The following is a 22227-nucleotide window of genomic DNA, read 5'->3' as shown; positions in this document are numbered from 1 at the left end:
CCCTGACACGCGCAACCCAGTGCGTTCAGACGCCCATGTTATCGACGGGCACCGACGTCCCGCTGTCGTCCCGCTGACGCGCGAGGAGCCTCTCGACCGTCGCCTCGATGCCGTCGACCCTCTTCAGCGCGGTCTCGTGGTCCACCCCGTCGTCCTCCCTGGCCAGCGTGTAGATCACCCCGCCGGCGCTCGCCACGTGGTCGGGCACCCACACGATGCCCCGCTCGCGCAGCAGCGCGGCCACCCCGTCGTCGGTGAGCTGGTTGTTGGCCGGCCCCACGACCAGCCCGACGTTCAGCCGTGCCACGGTCTCCGGGCTCAGCACCCCGCCCACCGCGGCGGGCACCAGCACGTCCGCCTCGACCTCGTACGCCTCGTCCGGGTGCACCCAGCCGAACTCGCCCGTCCGCCTGCTGCCGTCCACATCGGACACCGTGATGTCCGCGCCTTCGAGCCCTCTCGCGATCAGCTCCCCCACCGACCCGAACCCGCTGATCACGACCTTCCTGCCGGTGAGGTCCGGCGTGCCGAAGGTGTGCCGCGCGGCCGCCCTCAACGCCGCCAGCACGCCCCGCGCCGTCGGCCCGCTCGACGACCCGGTGCCGCCGTTCTCCTCGGGCAGGCAGTAGGCGTGCGGCGTGAGTTCCCTGAGCACCAGCATGTCGGCCGGTCCGGTCCCGACGTCCGGCCCGGCGCGGTAGGCGCCGCCGAACTCGTTGATCAGGTCGGCGTGGTCGAGCAGCACGGCGCGCCTGCGTTCCGGCGTGAGCTCGCGGTCGACCACGATCACGCTCTTGGCTCCCCCGTGCGGAATTCCGGCCGCCTCGCACTTCAGCGTCATCGCCTTCGACAACCGCAGCACGTCGGTGACGGCGTCGGTGATCCGCGCGTACGGCTTCATCCGGCACCCGCCGACCGCCGGTCCCGCCTCGGTCGAGTGCAGGGCGACCATGGTGGTCATCCCCGAGCGCTTCCCGGTGCGGACGACGAGTCGTTCGTGCTCCCACATCTGCGTTCCTCCCGAACTTCGGTCAAGCATCGATCTCGAAGTTAGGGTGAACAGCAACGGCTGACGTGCTTCGCCGAACGTTGTTCGGCAGAGCGATCTGAGGAGTGCGATGGATGAACTTGATTCGGCGATCGTGCGCGAACTGCAGCGCGATGCCCGGCAGTCGAACCGCGACATCGCCCGCAAGGTGGGCGTCGCGCCGTCGACGTGCCTGGAGCGCACCCGCCTGCTGCGCGAGCGGGGCGTGATCCGCGGCTACCACGCGGACATCGCGCCGTCCGCGCTGAACCGGGGCGTGCAGGCGCTGGTGTCGGTGCAGGTCCGCCCGCTGAGCCGGACCGTGATCGACGCCTTCAAGGCCTTCGCCGCGGGCCTTCCCGAGGTGACGGCGGTGTTCGTGATGGCGGGCAGCGACGACTTCGTGATCCACGTGAGCGCCCAGGACAACGACCGCCTGCACGCGTTCCTGGTCGACAGGCTGAGTCAGCGCAAGGAGATCGTCGACTTCCGCACGTCGATCATCTTCCAGCACCTGGCGAAGCACGACCCGGCGCCGCTGCCGGGGGCCTGACAGACCCCCGGCGCACGCGTCAGCTGCCGTCGCTCGAATGCCCCGGGAACAGGTGCGCCGAGGGGTTGAGGGCCACCGCGATGTTGTTGACCGCGGTCGCCGCCTCGCCGAACCCGGTCGCGATGAGCTTGACCTTGCCGGGGTACTGCGCGACGTCGCCCGCCGCGTAGATCCTGTCGAGCTTGGTCTTCATGGTGGAGTCGACGAGCACGGCGCGGTGGTCGAGCTCGAGTCCCCACGACTCGATCGGCCCGAGGTCCGCGGTGAAGCCGAGGGCGGCCACGACCGCCTGCGCGGGCAACGTCCGCGCGTCGCCACCCTTGCCCTTGACGTCCACTTCGGACAGTGGCTCGCCGCGCAACGCGAGCACCTCGGCGTCGGTGATGATCTCCACGCCGAGTTCGCGCACCTGCCGCACGGTGGCCGCGTGCGCGCGGAAGTTGGCCCTGCGGTGGACGATCTTGACGCTCGCGGCGATCGGGTGCAGCGCCAGCGCCCAGTCGAACGCCGAGTCGCCACCGCCCACGATCACCACGTGCTGCCCGGCGTGTTCGGCCAGCACCGGCACGAAGTGCACCATGCCGCGGCCCAGCCAGCCGTCGCCCGCGGGCAGCGGGCGCGGGTTGAACTCGCCCATGCCCGCCGTGATCAGCACGGCCTTGGTGGTGATCGAGGAACCGTCCGCGAGCCCGACCCGCAGACCGTCCTCATTGGACTCGCAGGTGCGTGCCTGCTGGCCGAGCAGGTAGGTCGGCTTGAACTGCGCGGCCTGCTCCACCAGCCCGTTGACGAGGTCACGTCCCCGCACGGCGGGGAACCCGGCCACGTCGAAAATCATCTTCTCCGGATACATCGCCGTGACCTGGCCACCCGGTTCTGGCAGAGCGTCGACCACTGCGACGTTCATTTCCCGGAAGCCTGCGTAGTAAGCGGCGAACAACCCCGTGGGACCAGCTCCCACGATGAGGAGGTCGACGTCACGCTCCATGAGTGGTGCCCTTCTGCCAGTGGTGGGTGGCAGTGCTGTGATCGACGATAGAGACTCGGAGGTATGTCTGAACAGGAGTACCGCGTCGAGCACGACACGATGGGTGAGGTCCGCGTGCCGGTCGACGCATTGTGGCGCGCCCAAACACAACGCGCGGTGGAGAACTTCCCGATTTCCGGTCGAGGCCTGGAACGAGCCCAGATCAGAGCGCTGGGCCTGCTCAAGGCAGCGGCGGCCAGGGTCAACGCTCAGCTCGGCGTTCTCGACGCGGGCGTGGCCTCCGCCATCGCCGCGGCGGCCGACGAGGTGGCCGCCGGTCAGTGGGACGCCCACTTCCCGGTCGACGTCTTCCAGACGGGTTCCGGCACGTCCTCGAACATGAACGCCAACGAGGTCATCGCCACCCTCGCCACCCGCGCGCTGGGCAACGACGTCCACCCGAACGACCACGTCAACGCCTCGCAGTCGTCCAACGACACGTTCCCCACGACCCTGCGCGTGGCCGCCACCGAGGCCGTGGTGACCGACGTGATCCCGTCGCTCGAGCACCTCCTGGGCGTCCTGGAGTCACGCGCCCTGGAATGGGCGGACCTGGTCAAGTCGGGCCGCACGCACCTCATGGACGCCGTCCCGATCACCCTGGGCCAGGAGGCGGGCGCCTGGGCGGCCCAGGTCCGCTACTCCGTCGAGCGCCTGCAGGCCTCCGTCCCGCGCCTCGCGGAACTGCCGATCGGCGGTACCGCGGTGGGCAGCGGCCTGAACGCCCCCGAGGGCTTCGGCGCGGCGGTGGCGGCAGAACTGGCCAAGGCCACCGGCCTGCCACTGGTGGAGGCCCGCGACCACTTCGAGGCCCAGGCCACCCAGGACGGCGTGGTCGAGATCTCCGGCCAGCTCCGCGCGTCGGCGGTGGCACTGTTCAAGATCGCCAACGACCTCCGCTGGCTGGGTTCCGGCCCCCGCACCGGCCTGGGCGAACTGGCGCTGCCCGACCTGCAGCCGGGCAGCTCGATCATGCCGGGCAAGGTCAACCCGGTGATCTCCGAAGCCACGATGATGGTCGTGGCGCAGGTCATCGGCAACGACGCCACCGTCGCGTTCGCCGGCTCGCAGGGCAACTTCCAGCTGAACGTGATGCTGCCGGTCATCGCCCGCAACGTCCTGGAGTCGTCCCGCCTGCTGGCCGCCGTGGCAAGACTCCTGGCGGACAAGGTCCTCGCCGGCACCGAACCGCAGGTGGCGCGGATGAGCGAGTACGCCGAGTCGTCCCCGTCCATCGTCACGCCGCTGAACCGCTACATCGGCTACGAGGAGGCGGCGTCGATCGCCAAGCAGTCGCTGAAGGAACGCAAGACGATCCGCGAGGTGGTGCTGGAACGCGGCCACGTGCCGGGCAAGCTCACCGAGGAACAGCTGGACGCGGCGCTCGACGTGCTGCACATGGCCCGCGGCGGCCGCTGAACACCTGATTCCGGTCGCCGGGCCTATCCCTCGGCGACCGGAGCAGCCTCTTCCTCGGCCATGTACGGGTATCGCAGGCTGCTGAACTCCAAGACCTCGTCGTCGGTCATCGGCGGTACCACCCACTGGTTGGCCGCCATGTGCGCGAGGAACTCCTCGGGCAGCGCCACGTGGTACTTGCGCAGGTAGTGGACGAGCGTGCCGCTCCAGAACCACACGCCGTCGGTCCACTCACCGCGCTCGTTGACGCCCGGTCCGTCCGGGTCGGGCAGGTCGGTCGCCCAGGCCTGTGGGAGCACGACCAGACGCCCCTGTTCCAGGTAGCGAAGCGCGTCCTGCTCCCAGGGCTGTTCGCCACCGGCCATCGCGGCCCGCACTTCGTCCGCCGACTCGTAGAACCCGATCTCCTTTGCCACGACACCGCCGTGCCGGAGCTGGTAGGGCGTCACCGTGACCTCAGGGCGGCCTTCCCCCCAAGGCAGCACGACGGTGACGAGATCGCCGTCCGCCTGCACGACCTCGCAGGCGAGTTCGACGTCGAGCGGAAGCGCGGCACCAGGAACCAGCCACGGGTAGCCGAACGCCGACGCCTCGTGGACCGCACTCCGCTCGGTGCCCTGCGCATCGGTGAGCCGGACCTCGACCACCTCGTCGTCGACCCACCGGACCGCCTGGCACACAACACGCGACATGCGGCCAGACGCTAGAAGACGGTGGCGGTTCGTGCACATGAGGACGAGTCGTCGGAGCCGTTGGTCATCGCGTTCACCCGCTGAGGCGCCAGGTCAGGAGTACATCGCGAGCCAGATCGCGATGTAGTGGCAGAGCGCCGCCACCACGGTCGCGGCGTGGAAGAACTCGTGGTACCCGAACACCTGCGGCCAGGGGTTGGGCCACCGGGTCGCGTAGAACACCGCGCCCACCGTGTACAGCGCCCCACCCACCAGCAGCAGCACCAGGGCGGCAACACCGGCGTGGTGCAGCAACTCGGGCAGCACGAAGATCGCGACCCACCCGAGTGCGATGTAGATCGGCACCCCGAGCCACCGCGGTGCGTGCGGCCAGGCCAGCTTCAGCGTGACACCGAGGATCGCGCCGACCCACACCACGGTCAGCACGACGCGTCCGGTGCCGGGGTTCATCGCCAGCAGCGCGAACGGCGTGTAGGTGCCGGCGATGAACACGAAGATCATCGAGTGGTCCAGGCGCTTCATCCACGTGCGCACGCGGTCGGACTTCCACGTCACGCGGTGGTACAGCGCCGAAACACCGAAGAGGCCCACGACCGTGAGGCCGTAGACGGAGGTTGCGAGGGCAGCGCGTGCGGACACCGTGGACGCCGCGAGAGCGATCAACGTCGCGCCTGTCGCCACCGAGGCGACGAACGACCAGAAGTGCAGCCATCCACGCAGGCGCGGCCGCAGTCCGGGCTGGGGAGGAACGGTCGCAGTGGTCACGAGGTCCTAGGTTACGCGACCGTAGGTTTCCGACCAGTACTCAGTGATGAAGCTTGCACGGCGTACGCTGTTCGGACGTGGCACTCCGCACCCGTGTGAAAGACGTCGCTATCCACCTCTACGAGTGGATTCTCCGCCGCGAACTGAGCACGACGCCACAGGCGCCCAAGCACGTCGGCGTGGTCCTCGACGGCAACCGAAGGTGGGCCAGAGAAGCCGGCTTCACCGATGTCGCGCACGGGCACAGGGCCGGCGCGCGCAAGATCCTCGAACTGCTCGACTGGTGCGCTGACGCCGACGTCGAGGTCGTCACCCTCTGGATGCTGAGCACCGACAACCTCAACCGCGACAACGACGAGCTCGCGCCGTTGCTCGACATCATCGCGGACATCACCGACGAGCTGGCCGGGGACGGCAAGCCGTGGCGCGTCCGGCACGTCGGCGCCATCGACATGCTGCCCAAGGAGCACGCCGAGCGGCTCACGAACGCCGCGGCCCGCACGAGGAACCGCACGGGCATCCAGGTCAACGTCGCCGTCGCGTACGGCGGGCGGCAGGAGATCGCGGACGCCGTGCGGAAGCTCCTGCAGGCGCACGCCGAGCGCGGCGGCACCATCGAGGAGCTCGCCGAGGTGCTCGACGTCGACCACATCGCGGAGCACCTCTACACGTCCGGGCAGCCCGACCCCGACCTGATCATCCGCACGTCCGGTGAGCAGCGGCTCTCCGGGTTCATGCTCTGGCAGTCGGCGCACTCGGAGTTCTGGTTCTGCGAGGCCTACTGGCCCGGTTTCCGGCGCACCGACTTCCTGCGGGCCATGCGCGAGTACGCCAAGCGCCACCGCCGTTACGGCAGCTGACGAACGCCGAAGGGGCGCCCACCGCGAGGTGAGCGCCCCTTCGAACCGAGAACGTCAGCCCTCGACGTTGACGTCGTCGCCGTCCACCACGCCGCCCGCGGCGCAGGTCTCGGTGAGGCTCGGGGAGTTGATCGGCACCGCAGCACCCAGCACGCCGACGTTGTTGCCGCAGGCGCCGACAACGGCGTTCACGTTGTTGCCGTTCAGCACGCTCAGGAGCGAGCCGTTGGTCTGGTGGAAGCTGTCAGGCGCCGCGGACGCCATCCCGGTGGCGCCGAACATCATGAGGCCAGCCGCAGCGACCGTGGCGACACACGCCTTCTTCAGCATTTCTTCTCCTTGTGAACAGGTGCTACTACCAGAAAGAGTCCAGGGGCGCCCTGAAATGACGCCCCTGGAACCATGAATCAAGTGCGAGCGAAAATCAGCCGTCGACGTTGACGTCGTCGCCGTCCACGATGCCGCCCGCGGCGCAGGTCTCGGTGATGCTCGGGGAGTTGATCGGCACCGCAGCACCCAGCACGCCGACGTTGTTGCCACAGACGCCGACAACGGCGTTCACGTTGTTGCCGTTCAACACGCTCAGGAGCGAGCCGTTGGTCTGGTGGAAGCCGTGGTAGTGGTGGTGATGGTCGTCGTCCCCTCCCGCCATGGCTGCCGGGGCGAACGCGAGCGACAGAGCGGCAGCGGCGGCAACCACTGCGAATGTCCTCTTCACGTCAATCTCCTTCATGTCGGGTCATCCCCGTCATTTCCGGAGTCTTCGGGGATCTCCGGACTTGGGGTCCTCGTGCGAAAGTTACCCGCGCCCGTTCGGCTTGATGCTCCCATTAGCCCGATTGTGTGACCACATGATCAACAAATTCCCCGATCAGGTGGTAGTCGTTTCTCAATTCGGTCGCGAGTAAGGCGCTGTGGTAGACGCCTTAAACTCTCCGACTCATGGACGCCAACGAACTGGTGCGCGGATATCTGGTGCTGGGGCTGCGGCTCGGGCGCCTGGTGTCCGGGTTCGTCGACTCGTTCACCGGCGACCCGGCCCTGAGCCGCGCCGTCGACAACGAGCCGCGCCTGCACCCGAGAGCACTGGGCGACCACGCGCGGGCGCTGCGCCGGGAGATCCCCGGCAGCGACCTGGCCGAGCAGCGCAAACAGTTCCTCGACGCGCACCTGAGGGCGTTGGAGTGCACGGCGCGCAGGCTCGACGGCGAGCGCATCTCGTTCGTCGACGAGGTCGAGCGGTACTTCCAGGTCCGCATCCGCCCCGGCGACGAGGACTCGTACGCGCAGGCCCACCGCAACCTCGACGTGGCGCTCGCCGGGCCGGGTTCGCTCGCGGACCGCCTCACGGCCTTCCGCGCGGCCGACGAGGTGCCCGCACGCAGGCTCCAGGGCGCCGTGCAGGCCCTGTCGAGCGCGCTGAGGGACCGGGTGCGCCAGAAGTACGCGCTGCCCGAGCAGGAGATCGTGGAGTACCGGGTCGTCACCAACAAGCCGTGGAGCGGCTTCAACTACTACCTCGGCGGCTACCGCAGCAGGGTCGCGATCAACGCCGACATGGGTCACCGGATGGCGAACCTGCCGCACCTGGTCGCCCACGAGTCCTATCCGGGCCACCACACCGAGCACTGCCGCAAGGAGTCGGGCCTGGTCGCCAAGCGCGGCCACGCGGAGCAGTCGATCTTCCTGATCAACACGCCGCAGTGCCTGATGGCCGAGGGCATGGCGGACCTCGGCCTGCACGCCGCCGTCGGGCCCGGCTGGGGCTTGTGGACGGAGCAGATCTTCCGCGACCTGGGGTTGCGAATGGACGGCGAGCTGTCCGAAAAGGTCGAGTCGGCGGCATCGGGCCTGCTCACGGTGCGGCAGGACGCCGCCCTGCTGCTACACGACCGAGGTGCGGACCAGGATGACGTGGTCGCGTATCTGCGCAGGTGGCTGCTGGTTCCAGAGCGTCGCGCACGGCAGATGGTCCGCTTCCTGGCCGATCCGCTGTGGCGCGCGTACACCACGACCTACGTCGAAGGGGTGCGTCTCGTACGGGCCTGGTTGGACGTCCGGGTGCCCGGCGAATCGCTCGACTCCCGCTATCTGAGGCTTCTCGACGAGCCCCTCGTGCCGAAATCACTCGAATCCCAGGTCAGGGACGGCTTGTCGTGGTTGGCGCGCAACACCCACGAGAACAGCATGTGACCAGCGGAAACACGGCTGCGGTCACGTTTCGGGATGTTTTCGGGCAGATGACAACTCGGGATTCACCTGTGTGGCTTCGTGCAGATGGGGCACTTCCGCAGGTAACTTCGAAAGTGGCGGGACGCGACCACTGCGGACCGCGCAGGGAGGCTCTGATCGTGGCAGACAACGTCGCGAGGGGGCCGGCACCCGGCCCTCGTGGTCGACCTGCCTGACGCCACACCGGCGGATGGCGGGACGATCAATCAGGGTGGTGCCTGGCCCAGCGAGGAGCGGACGCGGGTGCCGCGTTCGTGAGGGAGTTGCCGTGAACGCACGACGTCCCGCGAGCCGTTCCTCAGGCTCATCGCGCAGTTCTTCCTCCCGGCGCAAGTCCGCCGCCCCAGCCATCACGACATATGTGCTGGACACGTCGGTACTGCTGTCCGATCCTCTCGCCGCCACCCGTTTCGCGGAGCACGAGGTCGTGCTCCCGCTCGTGGTGATCAGCGAGTTGGAGGGCAAGCGCCACCACCCCGAACTGGGCTGGTTCGCGAGGGAAGCACTGCGACTGCTCGACGACCTGCGCTTGCGGCATGGTCGCCTCGATTCGCCGATCCCCATCGGGGATCTGGGAGGCACCTTGCACGTCGAGCTCAACCACTCCGACCAGGAGGTGTTGCCATCAGGTTTCCGAACGGACTCCAACGACGCCCGAATCCTCGCCTGCTCCCTCAACCTCGCTGCTGAGGGACGCAACGTCACCCTGGTGACCAAGGACATGCCCCTGCGGGTCAAGGCCGGATCGGTCGGCCTGCAGGCGGAGGAGTACCGGGCACACGACGTCACCCTGTCAGGCTGGACGGGGATGTCCGATCTGGACGTCCCCCAGTCCATGGTGGACAGCCTGTTCAAGGAGAACGTCGTCGACCCCACCCAGTACGAGGACCTGGAGCACATCGCGGAACTGCCCTGCCACACCGGAATCCGGTTGCTGGCGGGCACCTCGAGCGCTCTGGGCCGGGTGACCGCGGACAAGCAGATCAAGCTGGTGCGCGGAGATCGGGAGGCGTTCGGACTGCACGGGAGGTCCGCCGAACAGCGGATCGCCCTGGACCTGTTGCTGGACTCGGAGGTCGGCATCGTCTCGCTGGGCGGGCGTGCCGGCACCGGAAAATCGGCACTGGCGCTGTGCGCCGGTCTCGAAGCGGTGATGGAACGCAGGCAGCACCGCAAGGTCGTGGTGTTCCGGCCGTTGTACGCGGTCGGTGGCCAGGAGCTCGGCTACCTGCCGGGTAGCGAGAACGAGAAGATGGGGCCGTGGGCGCAGGCGGTGTTCGACACCCTCGGCGCGCTGGTGAGCCAGGCGGTCGTGGAAGAGGTGATGGACAGGGGCATGCTCGAGGTCCTGCCCCTCACCCACATCCGCGGCCGCTCGCTGCACGACTCCTTCGTGATCGTGGACGAGGCGCAGTCGTTGGAGCGCAACGTGTTGCTGACCGTGCTGTCGCGTCTGGGCAGCAACTCGCGGGTGGTGCTGACGCACGACGTGGCGCAGCGCGACAACCTGCGGGTCGGCCGGCACGACGGCGTGGCGGCGGTGATCGAGAAGCTGAAGGGCCACCCGCTCTTCGCCCACGTCACCCTGACGCGCTCGGAGCGTTCGCCGATCGCGGCTCTCGTCACCGAGATGCTGGAGGACTACGCCTCATAGCAATGGTGTGAAACGGCCCCGCGCAGCTTTCGTTGCGCGGGGCCGTTTCCTGTGCGGTCTAGTCCAGCGCGCGTTTCATGAAGCCGCGCAGACCGAGCCCGCCGAAGCCCGCGATCGCGACGACGAGCACGACCAGCACGATCGGCAACGGGATGTGCGGGACGTCCGGCACGAGCTCCGCGCGCATGCCCTCGCTCACGTACGTCAGCGGGTTGAGCGCGCAGACCACCTTGAACCACAGCAGGTCGTCGCTCAGCGACCGCCACGGGAACTGCGCGGACCCCGTGAACAGGATCGGGGTGAGGATCACCGCGAACATCACGTTGACCCGGCGCGCGGGCACCGACGTGCCGATGACGAGGCCGACGCTGCCGCCGGCGAGACATCCGAGGACGATCACCAGCAGTGCGCCCGGGATTCCCGACCACTGCCACGACACGTCGAGCATCACGAACCCGACCGGCACCATCAGCACGGCCGCGAAGAACCCGCGGACCGCGCCGAACACGATCTTCTCCACCGCGACGAGCGGGATGGAGATCGGCGCGAGCAGCCGGTCCTCGATCTCGCGCGTCCAGGAGAAGTCCAGCACCAGCGGGAGCGTCGTGTTCTGCAACGCGCCCAGGAACCCGTTCATCGCGATGATGCCGGGTAACAGCACCTGGGCGAAGTCGTCCTGGACGTACCCGATGTCCCCCAGCACCTTCGCGAAGATGAAGAGGATGAAGAACGGCTGGATGACCACCTGCGCGAGGAAGCTCGGCAGTTCGCGGCCCGTGACGAAGACGTCGCGCCACAGGATCGCCTGGAACGTCCTGAGTTGACTCACCGAAGCTCCCTGCCGGTCAGGTGGATGAAGACGTCTTCCAGGCTGGGCTTGCCGATCGCGACGTCGCTGACCGTGACGTCGAGGTCCCGCAGGACGTTCAGCACGGCGGGCAGCGTGACCGAGGTGTCGGCGTCGGTGTAGACGCGGTACACGCCGTTGAGCTCCTCGACGCGCTGCGCGCAGTCCACTTCGGACAGAGCTTGGGTGATCTCGGCGATGTCGTGGCCGTTCGGGCTCACCGTGACGCCGACCGTGTTGCTGCCGGGCAGGGTCTTCGTGAGCTCGTCCGGCGCGTCCAGCGTGAGCAGCTTGCCGTGGTCGACGATGCCGACCCGGTCGCACAGCTTCGTGGCCTCGTCCATGTCGTGCGTGGTGAGCACGACCGTGACGCCGTCCGCGTGCAGTGCGGCGACGCGCTCGTGGACGAAGAGCCTGGCCTGCGGGTCGAGGCCGGTGCTCGGTTCGTCGAGGAACAGCACCCTGGGCCGGTGCATCAGGGCGCGGGCGATCATCAGCCGTTGCGCCTGACCGCCGGACAACGTGTCGACGAGCGCGTTCTGGTGGTCCTTGAGGCCCATCCGCTCGAGGATGTCGTCGGCGAGCTTCTGCCGTTCCTTCGGCCCGATGCCGTGGTAGGCCGCGTGGAACAGGAGGTTCTGCCGCGCGTTGAGCGACCGGTCGAGGTTGTTGCGCTGCGGCACGACAGCAAGCAGCTGCCGTGCGCGCTTGGAGTCGGTCACCACGTCGACGCCCTCCACGAGCGCCTGCCCCGAGGTGGGGCGGACGCGCGTGGTGAGGACACCGACCGTGGTCGTCTTGCCCGCGCCGTTGGGGCCGAGCAGTCCGAAGACCTCACCCCGGCGGACGTCGAAGCTCAATCCGTCCACCGCGGGTTTCTGTCCCGTTTTATAGACTTTGCGGAGATCTCTTACCGAGACCGCTTCGTCCACCTGTTCACCATCCCCCTGGCAACGGCCTTCCCTCCGCGAATCCAGCGGCGGACTGGATGCCGAGCACAGCCTTGTCGTGGAATTCCTCCAGCGAGTTCGCACCGGCATACGTGCAGGCCGAGCGAACGCCGGACGTTATCGCATCGAGCAGGTCCTCCACGCTCGGGCGCACCGGGTCCAGCTTCATCTTCGAAGTGGAGATGCCCTCTTCGAACAGCCCCTTCTTGGCCCGGTCGAACGCGTTGTCACTGCGCGTCCGCGCCGTGACAGCACGCTTCGACGCCATTCCGAAGGATTCTTTGTAGAGGTTCCCGCGCTCGTCCCGCTGCAGGTCCCCGGGCGACTCGTACGTGCCCGCGAACCAGCTCCCGACCATGACGCTGCTGGCCCCGGCGGCCAACGCCAGCGCCACGTCCCGTGGATGCCGCACACCACCGTCGGCCCACACGTGCTTGCCGAGCCTCCGGGCCTCCGCGGCGCATTCCGCGACAGCGCTGAACTGCGGCCGCCCCACCCCGGTCATCATCCGCGTAGTGCACATCGCGCCGGGCCCGACACCGACCTTGATGATGTCCGCGCCGGCCTCGACCAGATCCCTGACACCCTGTGCGGTGACGACGTTGCCCGCCGCGACCGGCACACTTGGGTTGGCTCCCTTGAGGGCCTTGAGCGCCGCGAGCATCTTCTCCTGGTGCCCGTGCGCCGTGTCCACGACCAGCACGTCGACCCCGGCCTTGATCAACGCCTCGGCCTTGGCCCGCACGTCCCCGTTGACCCCGACAGCAGCCGCGACCCGCAACTTGCCGTCGTCGTCGGTAGCGGGCCTGTAGACCTCCGCCCTCAACGCGGTCAGCTCCGTCAGCACGCCACGAAGCCTCATCGCCTCGTCCACACCCAACGCGATCTTGTGCGCGCTGTGGTGGAGCTCGTCGAACACGTCCTGAGGCCGCGAGTCGAGCGACAGCTTCAACACGTCGGTGCTCATCACGTCGCCAAGCCGCGCGAACCGGTCAACCCCCGTGAGCGCCGCCTCGTCGACAACGCCAAGGGGCCGCCCACCGTCGTCCACGACGACAACGGCCCCATGCGCCCGCTTGTGCAACAGGTTCCACGCGTCCGCCACCGCATCACCCGTGGTGAGCGTCAACGGCGTGTCCCAGACGGGATGCCGCTCCTTGACCCACGCGATGATCTCGGCGACGGCCTCGGTGGGCACGTCCTGCGGGATGACGACAAGCCCGCCACGCCGCGCGATGGTCTCCGCCATCCGCCGCCCGGCCACGGCCGTCATGTTGGCGACGACGATCGGGATCGTGGCCCCGGTACCGTCCGAAGTGGAGAGGTCGACGCCGAACCGCGACTCCACGGCGCTTCGGCCGGGAACGAGGAACACGTCGTCGTAGGTCAGGTCGTAAGAGGGTCGATGCCCTTCGATGAACCGCACGTGCTTCCACGATACCCGCAGCGTCCCACTTGGGCAGCTACGCGCACGTCACGTCGGCCCGCGGTCCGCGTCCGGATCGGACGGACTCGGCGATCCCAACTCGGCGACCCGGACACAGCTGCCCATTGCCTGACCGACCCGCCCCCGCGCTTCCTTACCTTGCGGAACGATTGAAATTCAGTTTCGGTTCCCGGCTGTCCACAGCTTACCCAGCCACACGTTTCCGCAGGTCAAAGCTCCGCAATCTGTGGACAACTCGAGATCTTGACCGGACGAGCACGTCGGCCCGGGAATCACCGGTTCGTGAGCGGCAGGTTCCAGCGAACTGCGGACAAGTGCGTCTCAGCATCAGCTCCGAGCCTCAGCTCGGGTTCCACGCGTACCCGGTCGTCGTGGTGACCGCCACGAAACCGAGCCGCTCCAAGATCGGCCGGCTGTCCTCGGTCGCGTCGACCTGGAGGTATTTGATGCCGCGGTCGACGGCGAGGCGGGCGCGGTGTGCGACGAGCGCGCGGTAGATGCCCTTGCCGCGCCACTCGGCGAGGGTGCCGCCGCCCCACAGGCCCGCGAACTCCGTGCCGGGCACGATCTCGATGCGCGAGGACGACACGACCTTTCCGTCTGCCTCCGCGATCACCGCGATGACGTTCGGGTCGTCCTTCTTCTTCATCAGGCGGTCGACGAGCCAGCTGTGTTCACGGCCGAAGACCTCGGTGGCGGTGGCGGCCAGCCTGTGCACGTCGGCCTCGTCCACGGCCTCCCGGATGACGACGCCGTCCAGCTGCACCGGTGCGGTCATCTCTTCGGCGAGGCCGATCAGCACAGTTTCCCGGCCTTCCGACTCGAAGCCGGCCGCTATCAGCCGTTCGGGCAGGTCGGCGGGGGTGTCGTGACTCCACGTCTTCCACTCGACGCCTTGGTCGCGTGCGGTGAAGAAGTCGCGTTGGCGGGCGATGAGCTCGTCCAGTTCGGGCCCGGTGACGCCCAGGTCGGGCGGGCCCCCGATGAAGCCTCGCCGGCGTGGCCAGTGCACCCGGAACACCGGGCCGTCGCGGTGCACCTCGGCTCCGGGATCGAGGATCGTCCACTCGGCTGGGCGGGCCTGGTCGTCGAACGCGCTGAGCAGCGCGGCTGCAGTCACTGGCCTGACGGTATTGACAGGCGCTGCTGGTGCGCACTCGATTTTCGGGCGGTCAGGCCTCGGGGTTCGGTTGTGCGGTGGGCAGGAGTGCCCGCACCTCCTCGATCGTGGTCGCTTCCGACGGGTCCTTGTCCGGGCGGTAGCGGACGACGCGAGCGAACCGCAGTGCCACGCCGCCGGGGTAGCGCGGGGAGACCTGCACGCCGTCCAGTTCGATCTCGATCACCAACTCCGGGCGGACCATGACGACCCAGTCGTTCTGTTCGGTGACGATCTCCTGCAGGGCTTTGGTCTGCCACTTCAGCAGCTCGTCGGTGAGGCCCTTGAAGGTCTTGCCGACCATCACCGGCGGGCCGCCGTCCGGGTCGCGGGCGCCCAGGTGCAGGTTCGACAGCCAGCCTCGGCGGCGGCCGCTGCCCCACTCGACGCCGAGCACGACCAGGTCGAGCGTGTGCACCGGCTTCACCTTCTGCCAGGCGCTGCCCCGGCGGCCTGCCGCGTAGGGCGAGGCCAGCGACTTCACCATCACGCCCTCGTGGCCTGCGGAGAGCGCCGCTGTGACGACGGTCGCCGCTTCCTCCGGCGACGGGTCAAGCACGCCTGGGATGACGTGCTCGCCCGCCACCTGCCTCAGTGCGGCGAGGCGGTCGCGCAGCGGCTCGTCGAGCAGGTCCTTGCCGTCGAGGTGCAGGCAGTCGAAGAAGTACGGGTGCAGCAGCAGCTCTCGTTCGTCCTGCGCGCCGAACCTGCTCATCGTCTCCTGGAACGGGCGGGGTCTGCCCTCGTCGGTCAGCGCCAGCGTCTCGCCGTCGAGCACCACCGACGTGCACGGCAGGCCGCGGACGAGCTCGACCAGTTCCGGCACCGTCTTGGTGATCTCGCGCAGCGTGCGCGTGTAGATGTGGACCTCGTCGCCGGAGCGGTGCACCTGGATGCGTGCGCCGTCGAGCTTGTGCTCGACCACGCAGCTGCCGAGCTCGGCCAGGGCCTCGTCCAGCGACTCCGCCGGTGAGGCCAGCATGGGCCGCAGGGGGCGTCCGACCTCCAGCCGGAACGCCTCCAGCACGGGTGCGCCGCCCTCCAGCGCGGCCACCGCTGTCTCCGGTAGCCGGCCGGACAGCATGAACGCTCGCCGCACCGTCTCGCCGGGCACGTCCGCGGCCGAGGCGATCGCGTCCAGCATGACGCCCTCCAGCGCGCCCTGGCGGAGCTCGCCGGTGAGCAACCTGCGTAAGAAGTCCTGCTCCGCCTCGGTCGACCGCGCGAACAGCGCCGTGAGCAGGCCGGCTCGGCGCTGCGCCGAGCCCTTGCCGGACGTCTCCGCCACCTCGGCCAGCGCAGCGTCGACCTCGGCGATCGTCAGTTCGGCTCTGGCGGCGGGCGGCACGGACAGGTCGAGGACCGTCCGCCAGCCCGCGCCGATGCGACCCTGCCGCGGCGTGCCTATGAGGAACGACACCACCGCGACCACCACGTCCGCCGTCGCCGCGCGCAGCAACGCGGACAACGCCTTGACCTTGGCCAGGCGTGACCGGGTCGCCGCCACCGCGGCTGACGTGTCGACCACTTCGGAGAGGAGCACGGTTCTATGGTGCACCCGAGCACTGACAATTTCTGGAGGCTCGGGCTAGGCTGACCGGGTCAACCGTTCTACCTGGGGGTTTACCGCACCATGCGTGCATTCATCGCTGCCGCCCTGCTCTTCGCGGCCGTCGCCGTCACGTCCTTCGCCGGTCCCGGCACCGGAGATCGCGAGCACATCCTCGGCTCGGACGCGAGCGCTATGCGGGAGCACATCCTTTAGGCGAAGACGTCGGCGATCTCCCTGACCGCCTCACGCAGGCGGTCAGGGGTCAGCGACGCGTAGCCGAGCACCAGACCGGGCCACATGGGCGTGCGCGTGTACTGCGCCAACGCCCAGACGTGCACGCCACGCTCCGCAAGCCTGCTCTTCAACGCGAGGTCGTCCGTCCCGTCGGGCATGCGCAGCACGACGTGCAACCCGGCTGCGACGCCGATGGGCTGCCATGTGGGCAGATGCTCTGCAACGGCCTCAAGCAGCGCATCCCGTCTCTTCCGGTAGAGCGCGCGCGTACGGCGTAGATGCCGGTCATAGCCGCCTGTCCGCAGCAGGTGCGCGAACGCGGCCTGCGGGATCGTGCCGGTGCCCATGTCGTTGTACTGCTTGCGTTGCACGATGCCTTCGCGCAGACGTTCCGGCACCACGAGCCATCCGAGGCGCAACGCGGGCGCCAGCACCTTGCTCGTCGTGCCCTGGTACACCACGTGTTCGGGCGCGAGGGCCTGCAACGCTCCCAAAGCGGGCCGGTCGTACCGGTGCTCGGCGTCGTAGTCGTCCTCGATGATCAACGCGTCCCGCTCGCGCGCCCACTCGACGAGCGCCCGCCGTCGTTCCGGGTGCAGCACCATGCCCAGCGGAAACTGGTGCGCCGCAGTGACCAGCACCGCTTTGCAGTCCGTTTTGGACAGAAGGTCGACGCGGATGCCCTTGTCGTCCACCGGAACCGGCACGGTGACGAGGCCGTGCGAGCGCAGCAGGTCTTCGCCGCCGAAGTGACTGGGTTCCTCGATCGCGATGCTGCCGTTCAGCATCCTGGCGGTGAGCTGCAGGCCGTCCGCCGCGCCGTTGGTGATCACCGCGTCCTTCGCGACCACGGCCCGGACGCGGGCGAGGTAGTCGACGATCTCCCTGCGCAGTCCCAGAAAACCGGCCGGGTCGGGGTAGGCGAGGTCGTCGTCGGGGAGCTCGGCGAGTGCCGCCCGATGAGCCGCCACCCACTCGGCTCGGGGGAACGCGCCCAGTGCGGGCAGGCCGGGCCGCAGGTTGTACCGCCACCGCTGCGGCGGCTCGGGCACACCGCACGCTCCGGCCGGCCCGAGGCTCGCGACCGTCGTCCCCGAACCGCGCCGCGTCGTGAGGTACCCCTCCGCGACGAGCTGCGTGTACGCCGACGTCACCGTGCCGCGCGCCACCCCGAGCTGCGCCGCCAGGTCGCGGCTCGACGGCAGCCGCGTGCCGGGCAGGAGCCGCCCGTCCCGGATCGCGCGGCGCAGTTCGGCCTCCACCCCGCGACGCCGCTGGTGCTCCGGCAACAGCAGCTCGCGAAAAGTGGTCCAGTTCGTGGTCATCGAAGTGGAGCTTAAACCTGGACCAGTTCAGCGCAAGGCTCTGAGGCATGAAACTTGGGGTGGCCGCGGGAGCGACAGCGGCAATGATCGTCGGCGCTTCGGTGCCGATCACGGGAATGCTGGAGGGCTACCCGGTCCTGACCGGCCAGGCCATGCGCTACGCCCTCGGTGCGGCCGTGTTGCTGCTGGTGGCACGCCGTTTGCCGATGCCTGCGTGGCGCGATGTCCCGCCGTTGCTCGGGGTAGTCGTCACGGGCATGCTCGGCTTCAACGCCCTGCTCATCGCCGCCCAGCAGTACGCGCAGCCGGGTTTCGTCGCCGCCGTCATGGGCGGCTCACCTGTCCTGCTGGCCCTGCTCTCCCGGCAACGCACCACATCCGCCCTTGTCGGCGCCGTGGTGGTGGCGGCAGGCATCGTGCTGTTGTCCGGCGGCGGCTCGTGGCACGGCCCCGGCCTTGTTCTGGCGTTGCTCACGATGGTCTGCGAGGTCTGCTTCACCCTGTTCGCCGTGGGAGTCGTACGGCGCCTTGGCGTGCTCGGCGTGGCGACCTGGACGTGCATCTTCGCGACGGTGATCGGCGCCGTGCTCGGCACGTTCATCGGCGGCTGGCAGGTGCCGACCCCACGGCAGAGCTTCGCTCTCGTGCTGCTGGCCGTGTTGGTGACCGCGCTGGCCTTCGGGCTCTGGTACTTCGCCGTGAACCGTCTGGGCTCCGACCGCGCGGGCGTGCTCATCGGCCTGATGCCGGTAGCCGGCCTGGCGGCTTCCGTGTTGCTAGGCGCGCAGGAACTCTCTCTCGTGTCCGTCGTCGGCGTCACCACGGTCGCACTCGGATGCGTCATCGGGCTCCGGCGCGGAACGCACGAACCAGCGGGGACTCACGACGCAGAGGGAGCCCACCACACACACGACGCGGGCCGGGTACCCCCAAAATCAACAATAGCGAGTGGGTTTGACACTCCTGCGGGAGTTGTTGCGCCGTAACGGTGTCAGGAGTAGCGACCACGACAGTCATCTGCCGGACGATCGACCGGGAGTGTGTTGACGCGATGCCCCAGAAGTAGTGGCGTGTCGAGAAACTCGAAAACTCACGAACTGACCTTCGCGGGCCACGAAGCAGCCTCGTCAGCGGGCAGTACGCGAGCGATGTCGACGAGAGGCGTCATCATCGGGTAGACGCGGCCCGCGTTCCACGACCGCAGGTACGGCGGCGGGTCCAGCACGACGACCCGGCGGCCCTCGAACAACGGGATGTCGGACGGGTGGCCCTCGTTCCAGATCGTGGCGCCGGACGCATCGGAAAGCTGGAACTGGCCCCGGATTCCGCCCTCGGGTTCGAGGTCCGGGCCCACGGACGCCGCCTCCACCCACGACTCCAGCGGCGGTTCGCCGGGCACGTGCTCGGGGATCAGGCGGTACGCGAGCAGCGTGTGGAGCTGGAAGTTGTCGCCGATGCCGCCGATCGTCACCTCGAAACCGGTGCCACTGGGGCGATGCAGCACCAACAGCGGTTCGAGGTCCACCACCATCAGCAGGCCGTACAGCCACGAATCAGCGGGCACGGCAGCGAGAAGGCGCCCGCGGTGCGGCAAGCCGGCGCGGACGTCCTCGTCCTGCAGGGGCAGGAGAAGCGCGCTCCCAGGCCTCGCCTTCACCGCGCTCGAAGGCTTCCACCACACGCAGGACCAACGGTTCCAACGCATCGCACATGCCGATGTAGAACAACAGGTTGCCGAGCAACTCGTTGGCCTGGACGTCCGGCGACGAGGACAGCACCAGGGCCGCCGCCGACATCTCGTCGGACGAACGGCCCTGGGCCTCGTTGATGAAGGTTTCGAACGCGCCCGGTTCGCCCCGGACGACCGCTGCCGACGTCAGATCCACGCGCGGGACACTAGGCCAGATCAGGTCCCTGCGAGCGGAGATCGTCGACCTTGGACATGGCATCGCGCAGTTCGCCGAGCCACGTGTCCGCGTGCTCGCCCACCAGGCGCACGGCCCATGCCAACGCGTCTGCGCGTGAGCGGGCCACGCCGGCGGCGACCAGTGTGTCGAGCACTTGGCGTTCTGGCTGACGCAGGCGCGTCATGACCGGCACGGCCAGGTGCGTGAACAGTTCGCGCGTGCCGCCCAGAGAAGCGCCCCAGGCGACCTTGCGGCCGTAGCGGTGCTCGGCCTGCCGGGCGATCTCGATGCGTTCGTCGCGCGTTTCCTCGCGCCAGCGCGAGATGCGGCCCGACTCGGCCGCCGAGCGGGAGGCGTCGTCGAACTCGCCCTCCAGCGGCGCGAGCGTGCCGATGACCGTGATCTCCTCGCGGTCGACGATCACCTCGGCGGCACCGGTGAACCAGCCGTCCGGGAGCCTGCCCGCGAACCACGCCGCCGCGTCGTCGGCCGGGGGCAGGTCAGCCTGCTGCCACCCGCCTCGTCCTCGCCATCCACGTCCCATTACAACCGCCTCTGATTACATGATTACGTTGTAACCGACGCTACGCCTGCAATCAGTCAGGCAGTGTTCGCCGTCAGCGAAGTGACCAGGGCGTCTACCGATACGACGGGCCTGTCGCACACGTAGCCGCGGCACACGTAAGCCGCGGGACCTTCGTCGACCAACGGACGGTCTTCGAGCAACGGCACGGACGCCGGCTCTCCGGCCACGACGACGCCGCCTCCGGGCACATGGGCGACCGCCGCCGCCCACAGCGACGCACGGCGCGAGTCGTCGGCACCCACCACCGCCACCTGCAACGGGCCCGCGACCAGCGCCTCGGCGGCGGTGAGCCAGTGGCCGGCGAACCGGGGTGCCCGCGCGGCCAGCAGACCGGCCCGCGTCACCGCCTCCGAAGCAGCGGTGAAGTAGTGCGAGGAACGATCAGCGCCGGACAGCAGGGAAGCCGTCAGCAAGGCCGAGGCCAGCGAGGACGCACCGGAGGGCGACGCGTTGTCGGTCGAGTCCGCAGGACGCCTGACCAGAGTCTCGGCGTCGTCGGCGGTGTCGTAGTAAGCGCCGGGAGAGTCCGGCACGGCGAACCGCGCGAGAGCGGTGTCGAGCAGCCCGCAGGCGAGGTCGAGCCACCGGATCGAGCCGGTGACCTGGTGCAACGCCAGCAGGCCGTCGGCGAGGCAGCCGTAGTCCTCCAGCACGCCGAACGACGGCCCGGCGACGCCGTCGCGCGAGGTCCGCAGCAGCCTGCCCTCGACCAGGTGCACCGAGGCCAGCAGCGACGCCGCCTCGGAGGCCGCCGAGATCCACGACTGCTCACCGAAGAACGCGCCCGCCTCGGCCAGCGCGGCGATCGCCATGCCGTTCCAGGAGGCGATCACCTTGTCGTCCCGCCCGGGCTGTGGCCGCAACGCGCGCTTCGCCAGCAGCCCGGCCCGCACCTCCTCCCCCGGCTCCGACACGAACCGCAACGTGGACTTGCCGTCCTCGAAGTTCGGCTCGGGAGTCACGCCGAACGCGGCAGCCGCTGACCCGAGCTCCTCGAACGACCACACGTACGTCAGGCCCTCGACACCCTCGGTGTCCGCGTCGAGCGATGCCGCGAACCCGCCTTCGGCCGTCCGCAGGTCCCTCAGCAGGAACGTTGCCGTGTCCCGCGCGACCCGGTCGTAGCGCTCCGAACCCGTCACGCGAGCGAGGTGGGTGTAGAAGCGGAGCAGCAAAGCGTTGTCGTACAACATCTTCTCGAAGTGCGGCACGACCCACGAGGCGTCGACGCTGTAGCGCGCGAACCCGCCGCCGAGCTGGTCGTAGAGCCCGCCGTCGGCCATGGCGTCGGCCGTCGCGGTCGCCATCGACACGGCCTCGACCGAGCCGGTGCGTTCGTGGTGGCGCAGCAGGAACTCCAGCGCCATCGACGGCGGGAACTTCGGCGCGCCACCGAACCCCCCGTTGCGCCGGTCGAACTCGCCGAGCAGCGACACCACCGCACCCGCGAGCACATCCGCATCCACAGTGGACGGCGGCAACGGCGAGGCGTGGCGTGAGATCTCCTCCACCACAGCGGAAGCCGACTCCAGGATCTCGCCGGGTTGCGCGGCCCAGGTCGCCGACACGGCCTCGATGAGCTGCCGGAACGACGGCATGCCGGGGCGGGGGGCCGGCGGGTAGTAGGTGCCGGCGTGGAACGGTCGCGCGTCCGGCGTCAGGAACACCGTCATCGGCCATCCGCCGTGGCCGGTCATGGCCTGCGTGACCTCCATGTACACGGCGTCGACGTCCGGGCGTTCCTCGCGATCCACCTTCACCGACACGAAGTTCGCGTTCAGGAACGCAGCGACCTCGGCGTCCTCGAACGACTCGTGCGCCATCACGTGGCACCAGTGGCAGGCCGCGTACCCGATGGACAGCAGCACCGGCACGTCGCGCCGCCGTGCCTCCTCGAACGCCTCCTCCGTCCAAGGCCACCAGTCGACCGGGTTGTCCGCGTGCTGCAGCAGGTAAGGGCTGGTCGCGTCCGCGAGCCGGTTAGTCATGCG

Annotated in this window: 23 protein-coding genes; 7 read left to right on the top strand and 16 right to left on the bottom strand. The window is 69.0% G+C overall.

From position 1 onward, the window contains the following. Positions 1-25: 25 nt before the first annotated feature. Positions 26-1009 carry a Glu/Leu/Phe/Val dehydrogenase dimerization domain-containing protein gene (locus LX88_RS09500; protein ID WP_258947362.1) on the bottom strand — a complete coding sequence of 328 codons (984 nt, stop codon included), beginning with the start codon at positions 1007-1009 and terminating at the stop codon, positions 26-28. 109 nt (positions 1010-1118) lie between these two features. Here LX88_RS09500 and LX88_RS09495 point away from each other — a divergent pair, with 109 nt between their 5' ends. After that, on the top strand, positions 1119-1580 hold the full coding sequence (locus LX88_RS09495; RefSeq protein WP_258947361.1) for an Lrp/AsnC family transcriptional regulator: 462 nt from the start codon (positions 1119-1121) through the stop codon (positions 1578-1580). 19 nt (positions 1581-1599) lie between these two features. Here the strand turns inward: LX88_RS09495 and LX88_RS09490 are convergent, their stop codons facing one another. After that, positions 1600-2568 carry an NAD(P)/FAD-dependent oxidoreductase gene (locus LX88_RS09490; protein WP_258947360.1) on the bottom strand — a complete coding sequence of 323 codons (969 nt, stop codon included), beginning with the start codon at positions 2566-2568 and terminating at the stop codon, positions 1600-1602. Positions 2569-2631: 63 nt separating this feature from the next. Here LX88_RS09490 and LX88_RS09485 point away from each other — a divergent pair, with 63 nt between their 5' ends. Next, positions 2632-4026, top strand: a complete 1395-nt coding sequence (locus LX88_RS09485; RefSeq protein ID WP_258947359.1) for a class II fumarate hydratase — start codon at positions 2632-2634, stop codon at positions 4024-4026. A 23-nt stretch (positions 4027-4049) separates the two neighbouring features. Here the strand turns inward: LX88_RS09485 and LX88_RS09480 are convergent, their stop codons facing one another. Both LX88_RS09480 and trhA read right to left on the bottom strand, forming a co-directional pair. Beyond that, on the bottom strand, positions 4050-4718 hold the full coding sequence (locus tag LX88_RS09480; protein WP_258947358.1) for a hypothetical protein: 669 nt from the start codon (positions 4716-4718) through the stop codon (positions 4050-4052). A gap of 93 nt (positions 4719-4811) precedes the next feature. Next, entirely contained in the window at positions 4812-5483 is a 672-nt protein-coding gene (gene trhA / locus LX88_RS09475; RefSeq protein WP_258947357.1) for a PAQR family membrane homeostasis protein TrhA, read from the bottom strand. A gap of 77 nt (positions 5484-5560) precedes the next feature. Here trhA and LX88_RS09470 point away from each other — a divergent pair, with 77 nt between their 5' ends. Next, positions 5561-6343: an isoprenyl transferase gene (locus tag LX88_RS09470; protein ID WP_090065593.1), complete on the top strand. Its 783-nt coding sequence runs from the start codon at positions 5561-5563 to the stop codon at positions 6341-6343. A gap of 54 nt (positions 6344-6397) precedes the next feature. Here LX88_RS09470 and LX88_RS09465 read toward each other — a convergent pair whose 3' ends face one another. Further along, on the bottom strand, positions 6398-6673 hold the full coding sequence (locus LX88_RS09465) for a hypothetical protein (protein ID WP_258947356.1): 276 nt from the start codon (positions 6671-6673) through the stop codon (positions 6398-6400). 94 nt (positions 6674-6767) lie between these two features. Continuing rightward, positions 6768-7061: a hypothetical protein gene (locus tag LX88_RS09460; RefSeq protein ID WP_258947355.1), complete on the bottom strand. Its 294-nt coding sequence runs from the start codon at positions 7059-7061 to the stop codon at positions 6768-6770. A gap of 224 nt (positions 7062-7285) precedes the next feature. On the opposite strand from LX88_RS09460, the gene LX88_RS09455 reads away from it, so the two are divergent. Both LX88_RS09455 and phoH2 read left to right on the top strand, forming a co-directional pair. Further along, positions 7286-8536, top strand: a complete 1251-nt coding sequence (locus tag LX88_RS09455; protein ID WP_258947354.1) for a DUF885 domain-containing protein — start codon at positions 7286-7288, stop codon at positions 8534-8536. Positions 8537-8924: 388 nt separating this feature from the next. Continuing rightward, positions 8925-10229 (top strand): RNA 5'-3' helicase PhoH2, encoded by a 1305-nt coding sequence (phoH2, locus tag LX88_RS09450; protein WP_372511259.1) that lies wholly within the window; start codon positions 8925-8927, stop codon positions 10227-10229. Between the two features lie 58 nt (positions 10230-10287). Here the strand turns inward: phoH2 and LX88_RS09445 are convergent, their stop codons facing one another. From LX88_RS09445 to LX88_RS09425, 5 genes are all read right to left on the bottom strand, one after another. Beyond that, positions 10288-11058 carry an ABC transporter permease gene (locus tag LX88_RS09445; RefSeq protein ID WP_258947353.1) on the bottom strand — a complete coding sequence of 257 codons (771 nt, stop codon included), beginning with the start codon at positions 11056-11058 and terminating at the stop codon, positions 10288-10290. Continuing rightward, positions 11055-12008, bottom strand: coding sequence for an ABC transporter ATP-binding protein (locus LX88_RS09440; RefSeq protein ID WP_258947352.1), 954 nt, complete (start codon positions 12006-12008; stop codon positions 11055-11057). Before LX88_RS09440 ends, LX88_RS09445 begins: the two co-directional genes overlap by 4 nt. Before the next feature lie 4 nt (positions 12009-12012). Further along, positions 12013-13452: a GuaB1 family IMP dehydrogenase-related protein gene (locus LX88_RS09435; protein ID WP_258947351.1), complete on the bottom strand. Its 1440-nt coding sequence runs from the start codon at positions 13450-13452 to the stop codon at positions 12013-12015. 361 nt (positions 13453-13813) lie between these two features. Next, positions 13814-14593 (bottom strand): GNAT family N-acetyltransferase, encoded by a 780-nt coding sequence (locus LX88_RS09430; RefSeq protein ID WP_258947350.1) that lies wholly within the window; start codon positions 14591-14593, stop codon positions 13814-13816. Positions 14594-14645: 52 nt separating this feature from the next. After that, positions 14646-16175: an ATP-dependent DNA ligase gene (locus LX88_RS09425; protein WP_258947349.1), complete on the bottom strand. Its 1530-nt coding sequence runs from the start codon at positions 16173-16175 to the stop codon at positions 14646-14648. A gap of 90 nt (positions 16176-16265) precedes the next feature. On the opposite strand from LX88_RS09425, the gene LX88_RS09420 reads away from it, so the two are divergent. Beyond that, positions 16266-16397, top strand: a complete 132-nt coding sequence (locus LX88_RS09420) for a hypothetical protein (protein ID WP_258947348.1) — start codon at positions 16266-16268, stop codon at positions 16395-16397. On the opposite strand, the gene pdxR is transcribed toward LX88_RS09420, so the two are convergent. Next, positions 16394-17743: a MocR-like pyridoxine biosynthesis transcription factor PdxR gene (gene pdxR / locus LX88_RS09415; RefSeq protein ID WP_258947347.1), complete on the bottom strand. Its 1350-nt coding sequence runs from the start codon at positions 17741-17743 to the stop codon at positions 16394-16396. The genes LX88_RS09420 and pdxR overlap by 4 nt on opposite strands. Before the next feature lie 47 nt (positions 17744-17790). Between pdxR and LX88_RS09410 the strand changes: the two genes are divergently transcribed. Continuing rightward, positions 17791-18729: a DMT family transporter gene (locus LX88_RS09410; RefSeq protein ID WP_258947346.1), complete on the top strand. Its 939-nt coding sequence runs from the start codon at positions 17791-17793 to the stop codon at positions 18727-18729. A 104-nt stretch (positions 18730-18833) separates the two neighbouring features. On the opposite strand, the gene LX88_RS09405 is transcribed toward LX88_RS09410, so the two are convergent. From LX88_RS09405 to LX88_RS09390, 4 genes are read right to left on the bottom strand one after another with little or no spacing between them, the layout of a single operon-like run. After that, positions 18834-19307, bottom strand: a complete 474-nt coding sequence (locus LX88_RS09405) for a hypothetical protein (protein WP_258947345.1) — start codon at positions 19305-19307, stop codon at positions 18834-18836. Continuing rightward, a complete protein-coding gene (locus LX88_RS09400) occupies positions 19297-19629 on the bottom strand; it encodes a hypothetical protein (protein ID WP_258947344.1) in 333 nt (110 codons plus the stop codon). Before LX88_RS09400 ends, LX88_RS09405 begins: the two co-directional genes overlap by 11 nt. A 10-nt stretch (positions 19630-19639) precedes the next feature. Continuing rightward, the gene (abmR, locus tag LX88_RS09395) at positions 19640-20194 is read right to left on the bottom strand and encodes an ATP-binding transcription factor AbmR (protein WP_258947343.1); all 555 of its coding nucleotides are present in this window, start codon (positions 20192-20194) and stop codon (positions 19640-19642) included. 56 nt (positions 20195-20250) lie between these two features. Then, positions 20251-22224, bottom strand: coding sequence for a thioredoxin domain-containing protein (locus LX88_RS09390; protein ID WP_258947342.1), 1974 nt, complete (start codon positions 22222-22224; stop codon positions 20251-20253). Between the last annotated feature and the right edge of the window lie 3 nt (positions 22225-22227).

It is taken from the genome of Lentzea californiensis (assembly GCF_024648825.1).
Lineage (GTDB): Bacteria > Actinomycetota > Actinomycetes > Mycobacteriales > Pseudonocardiaceae > Lentzea > Lentzea californiensis.
This window is presented reverse-complemented; position numbering and strand designations above follow the sequence as displayed.

What these genes read in the sequence shown, in the direction of transcription:
- LX88_RS09500 (WP_258947362.1), bottom strand. Translation starts at nt 1,009, where the DNA reads ATGTGGGAGCACGAACGACTCGTCGTCCGCACCGGGAAGCGCTCGGGG.
- LX88_RS09495 (WP_258947361.1), top strand. Translation starts at nt 1,119, where the DNA reads ATGGATGAACTTGATTCGGCGATCGTGCGCGAACTGCAGCGCGATGCC.
- LX88_RS09490 (WP_258947360.1), bottom strand. Translation starts at nt 2,568, where the DNA reads ATGGAGCGTGACGTCGACCTCCTCATCGTGGGAGCTGGTCCCACGGGG.
- LX88_RS09485 (WP_258947359.1), top strand. Translation starts at nt 2,632, where the DNA reads ATGTCTGAACAGGAGTACCGCGTCGAGCACGACACGATGGGTGAGGTC.
- LX88_RS09480 (WP_258947358.1), bottom strand. Translation starts at nt 4,718, where the DNA reads ATGTCGCGTGTTGTGTGCCAGGCGGTCCGGTGGGTCGACGACGAGGTG.
- LX88_RS09465 (WP_258947356.1), bottom strand. Translation starts at nt 6,673, where the DNA reads ATGCTGAAGAAGGCGTGTGTCGCCACGGTCGCTGCGGCTGGCCTCATG.
- LX88_RS09455 (WP_258947354.1), top strand. Translation starts at nt 7,286, where the DNA reads ATGGACGCCAACGAACTGGTGCGCGGATATCTGGTGCTGGGGCTGCGG.
- LX88_RS09420 (WP_258947348.1), top strand. Translation starts at nt 16,266, where the DNA reads ATGCGTGCATTCATCGCTGCCGCCCTGCTCTTCGCGGCCGTCGCCGTC.
- pdxR (WP_258947347.1), bottom strand. Translation starts at nt 17,743, where the DNA reads ATGACCACGAACTGGACCACTTTTCGCGAGCTGCTGTTGCCGGAGCAC.
- LX88_RS09410 (WP_258947346.1), top strand. Translation starts at nt 17,791, where the DNA reads ATGAAACTTGGGGTGGCCGCGGGAGCGACAGCGGCAATGATCGTCGGC.
- abmR (WP_258947343.1), bottom strand. Translation starts at nt 20,194, where the DNA reads ATGGGACGTGGATGGCGAGGACGAGGCGGGTGGCAGCAGGCTGACCTG.
- LX88_RS09390 (WP_258947342.1), bottom strand. Translation starts at nt 22,224, where the DNA reads ATGACTAACCGGCTCGCGGACGCGACCAGCCCTTACCTGCTGCAGCAC.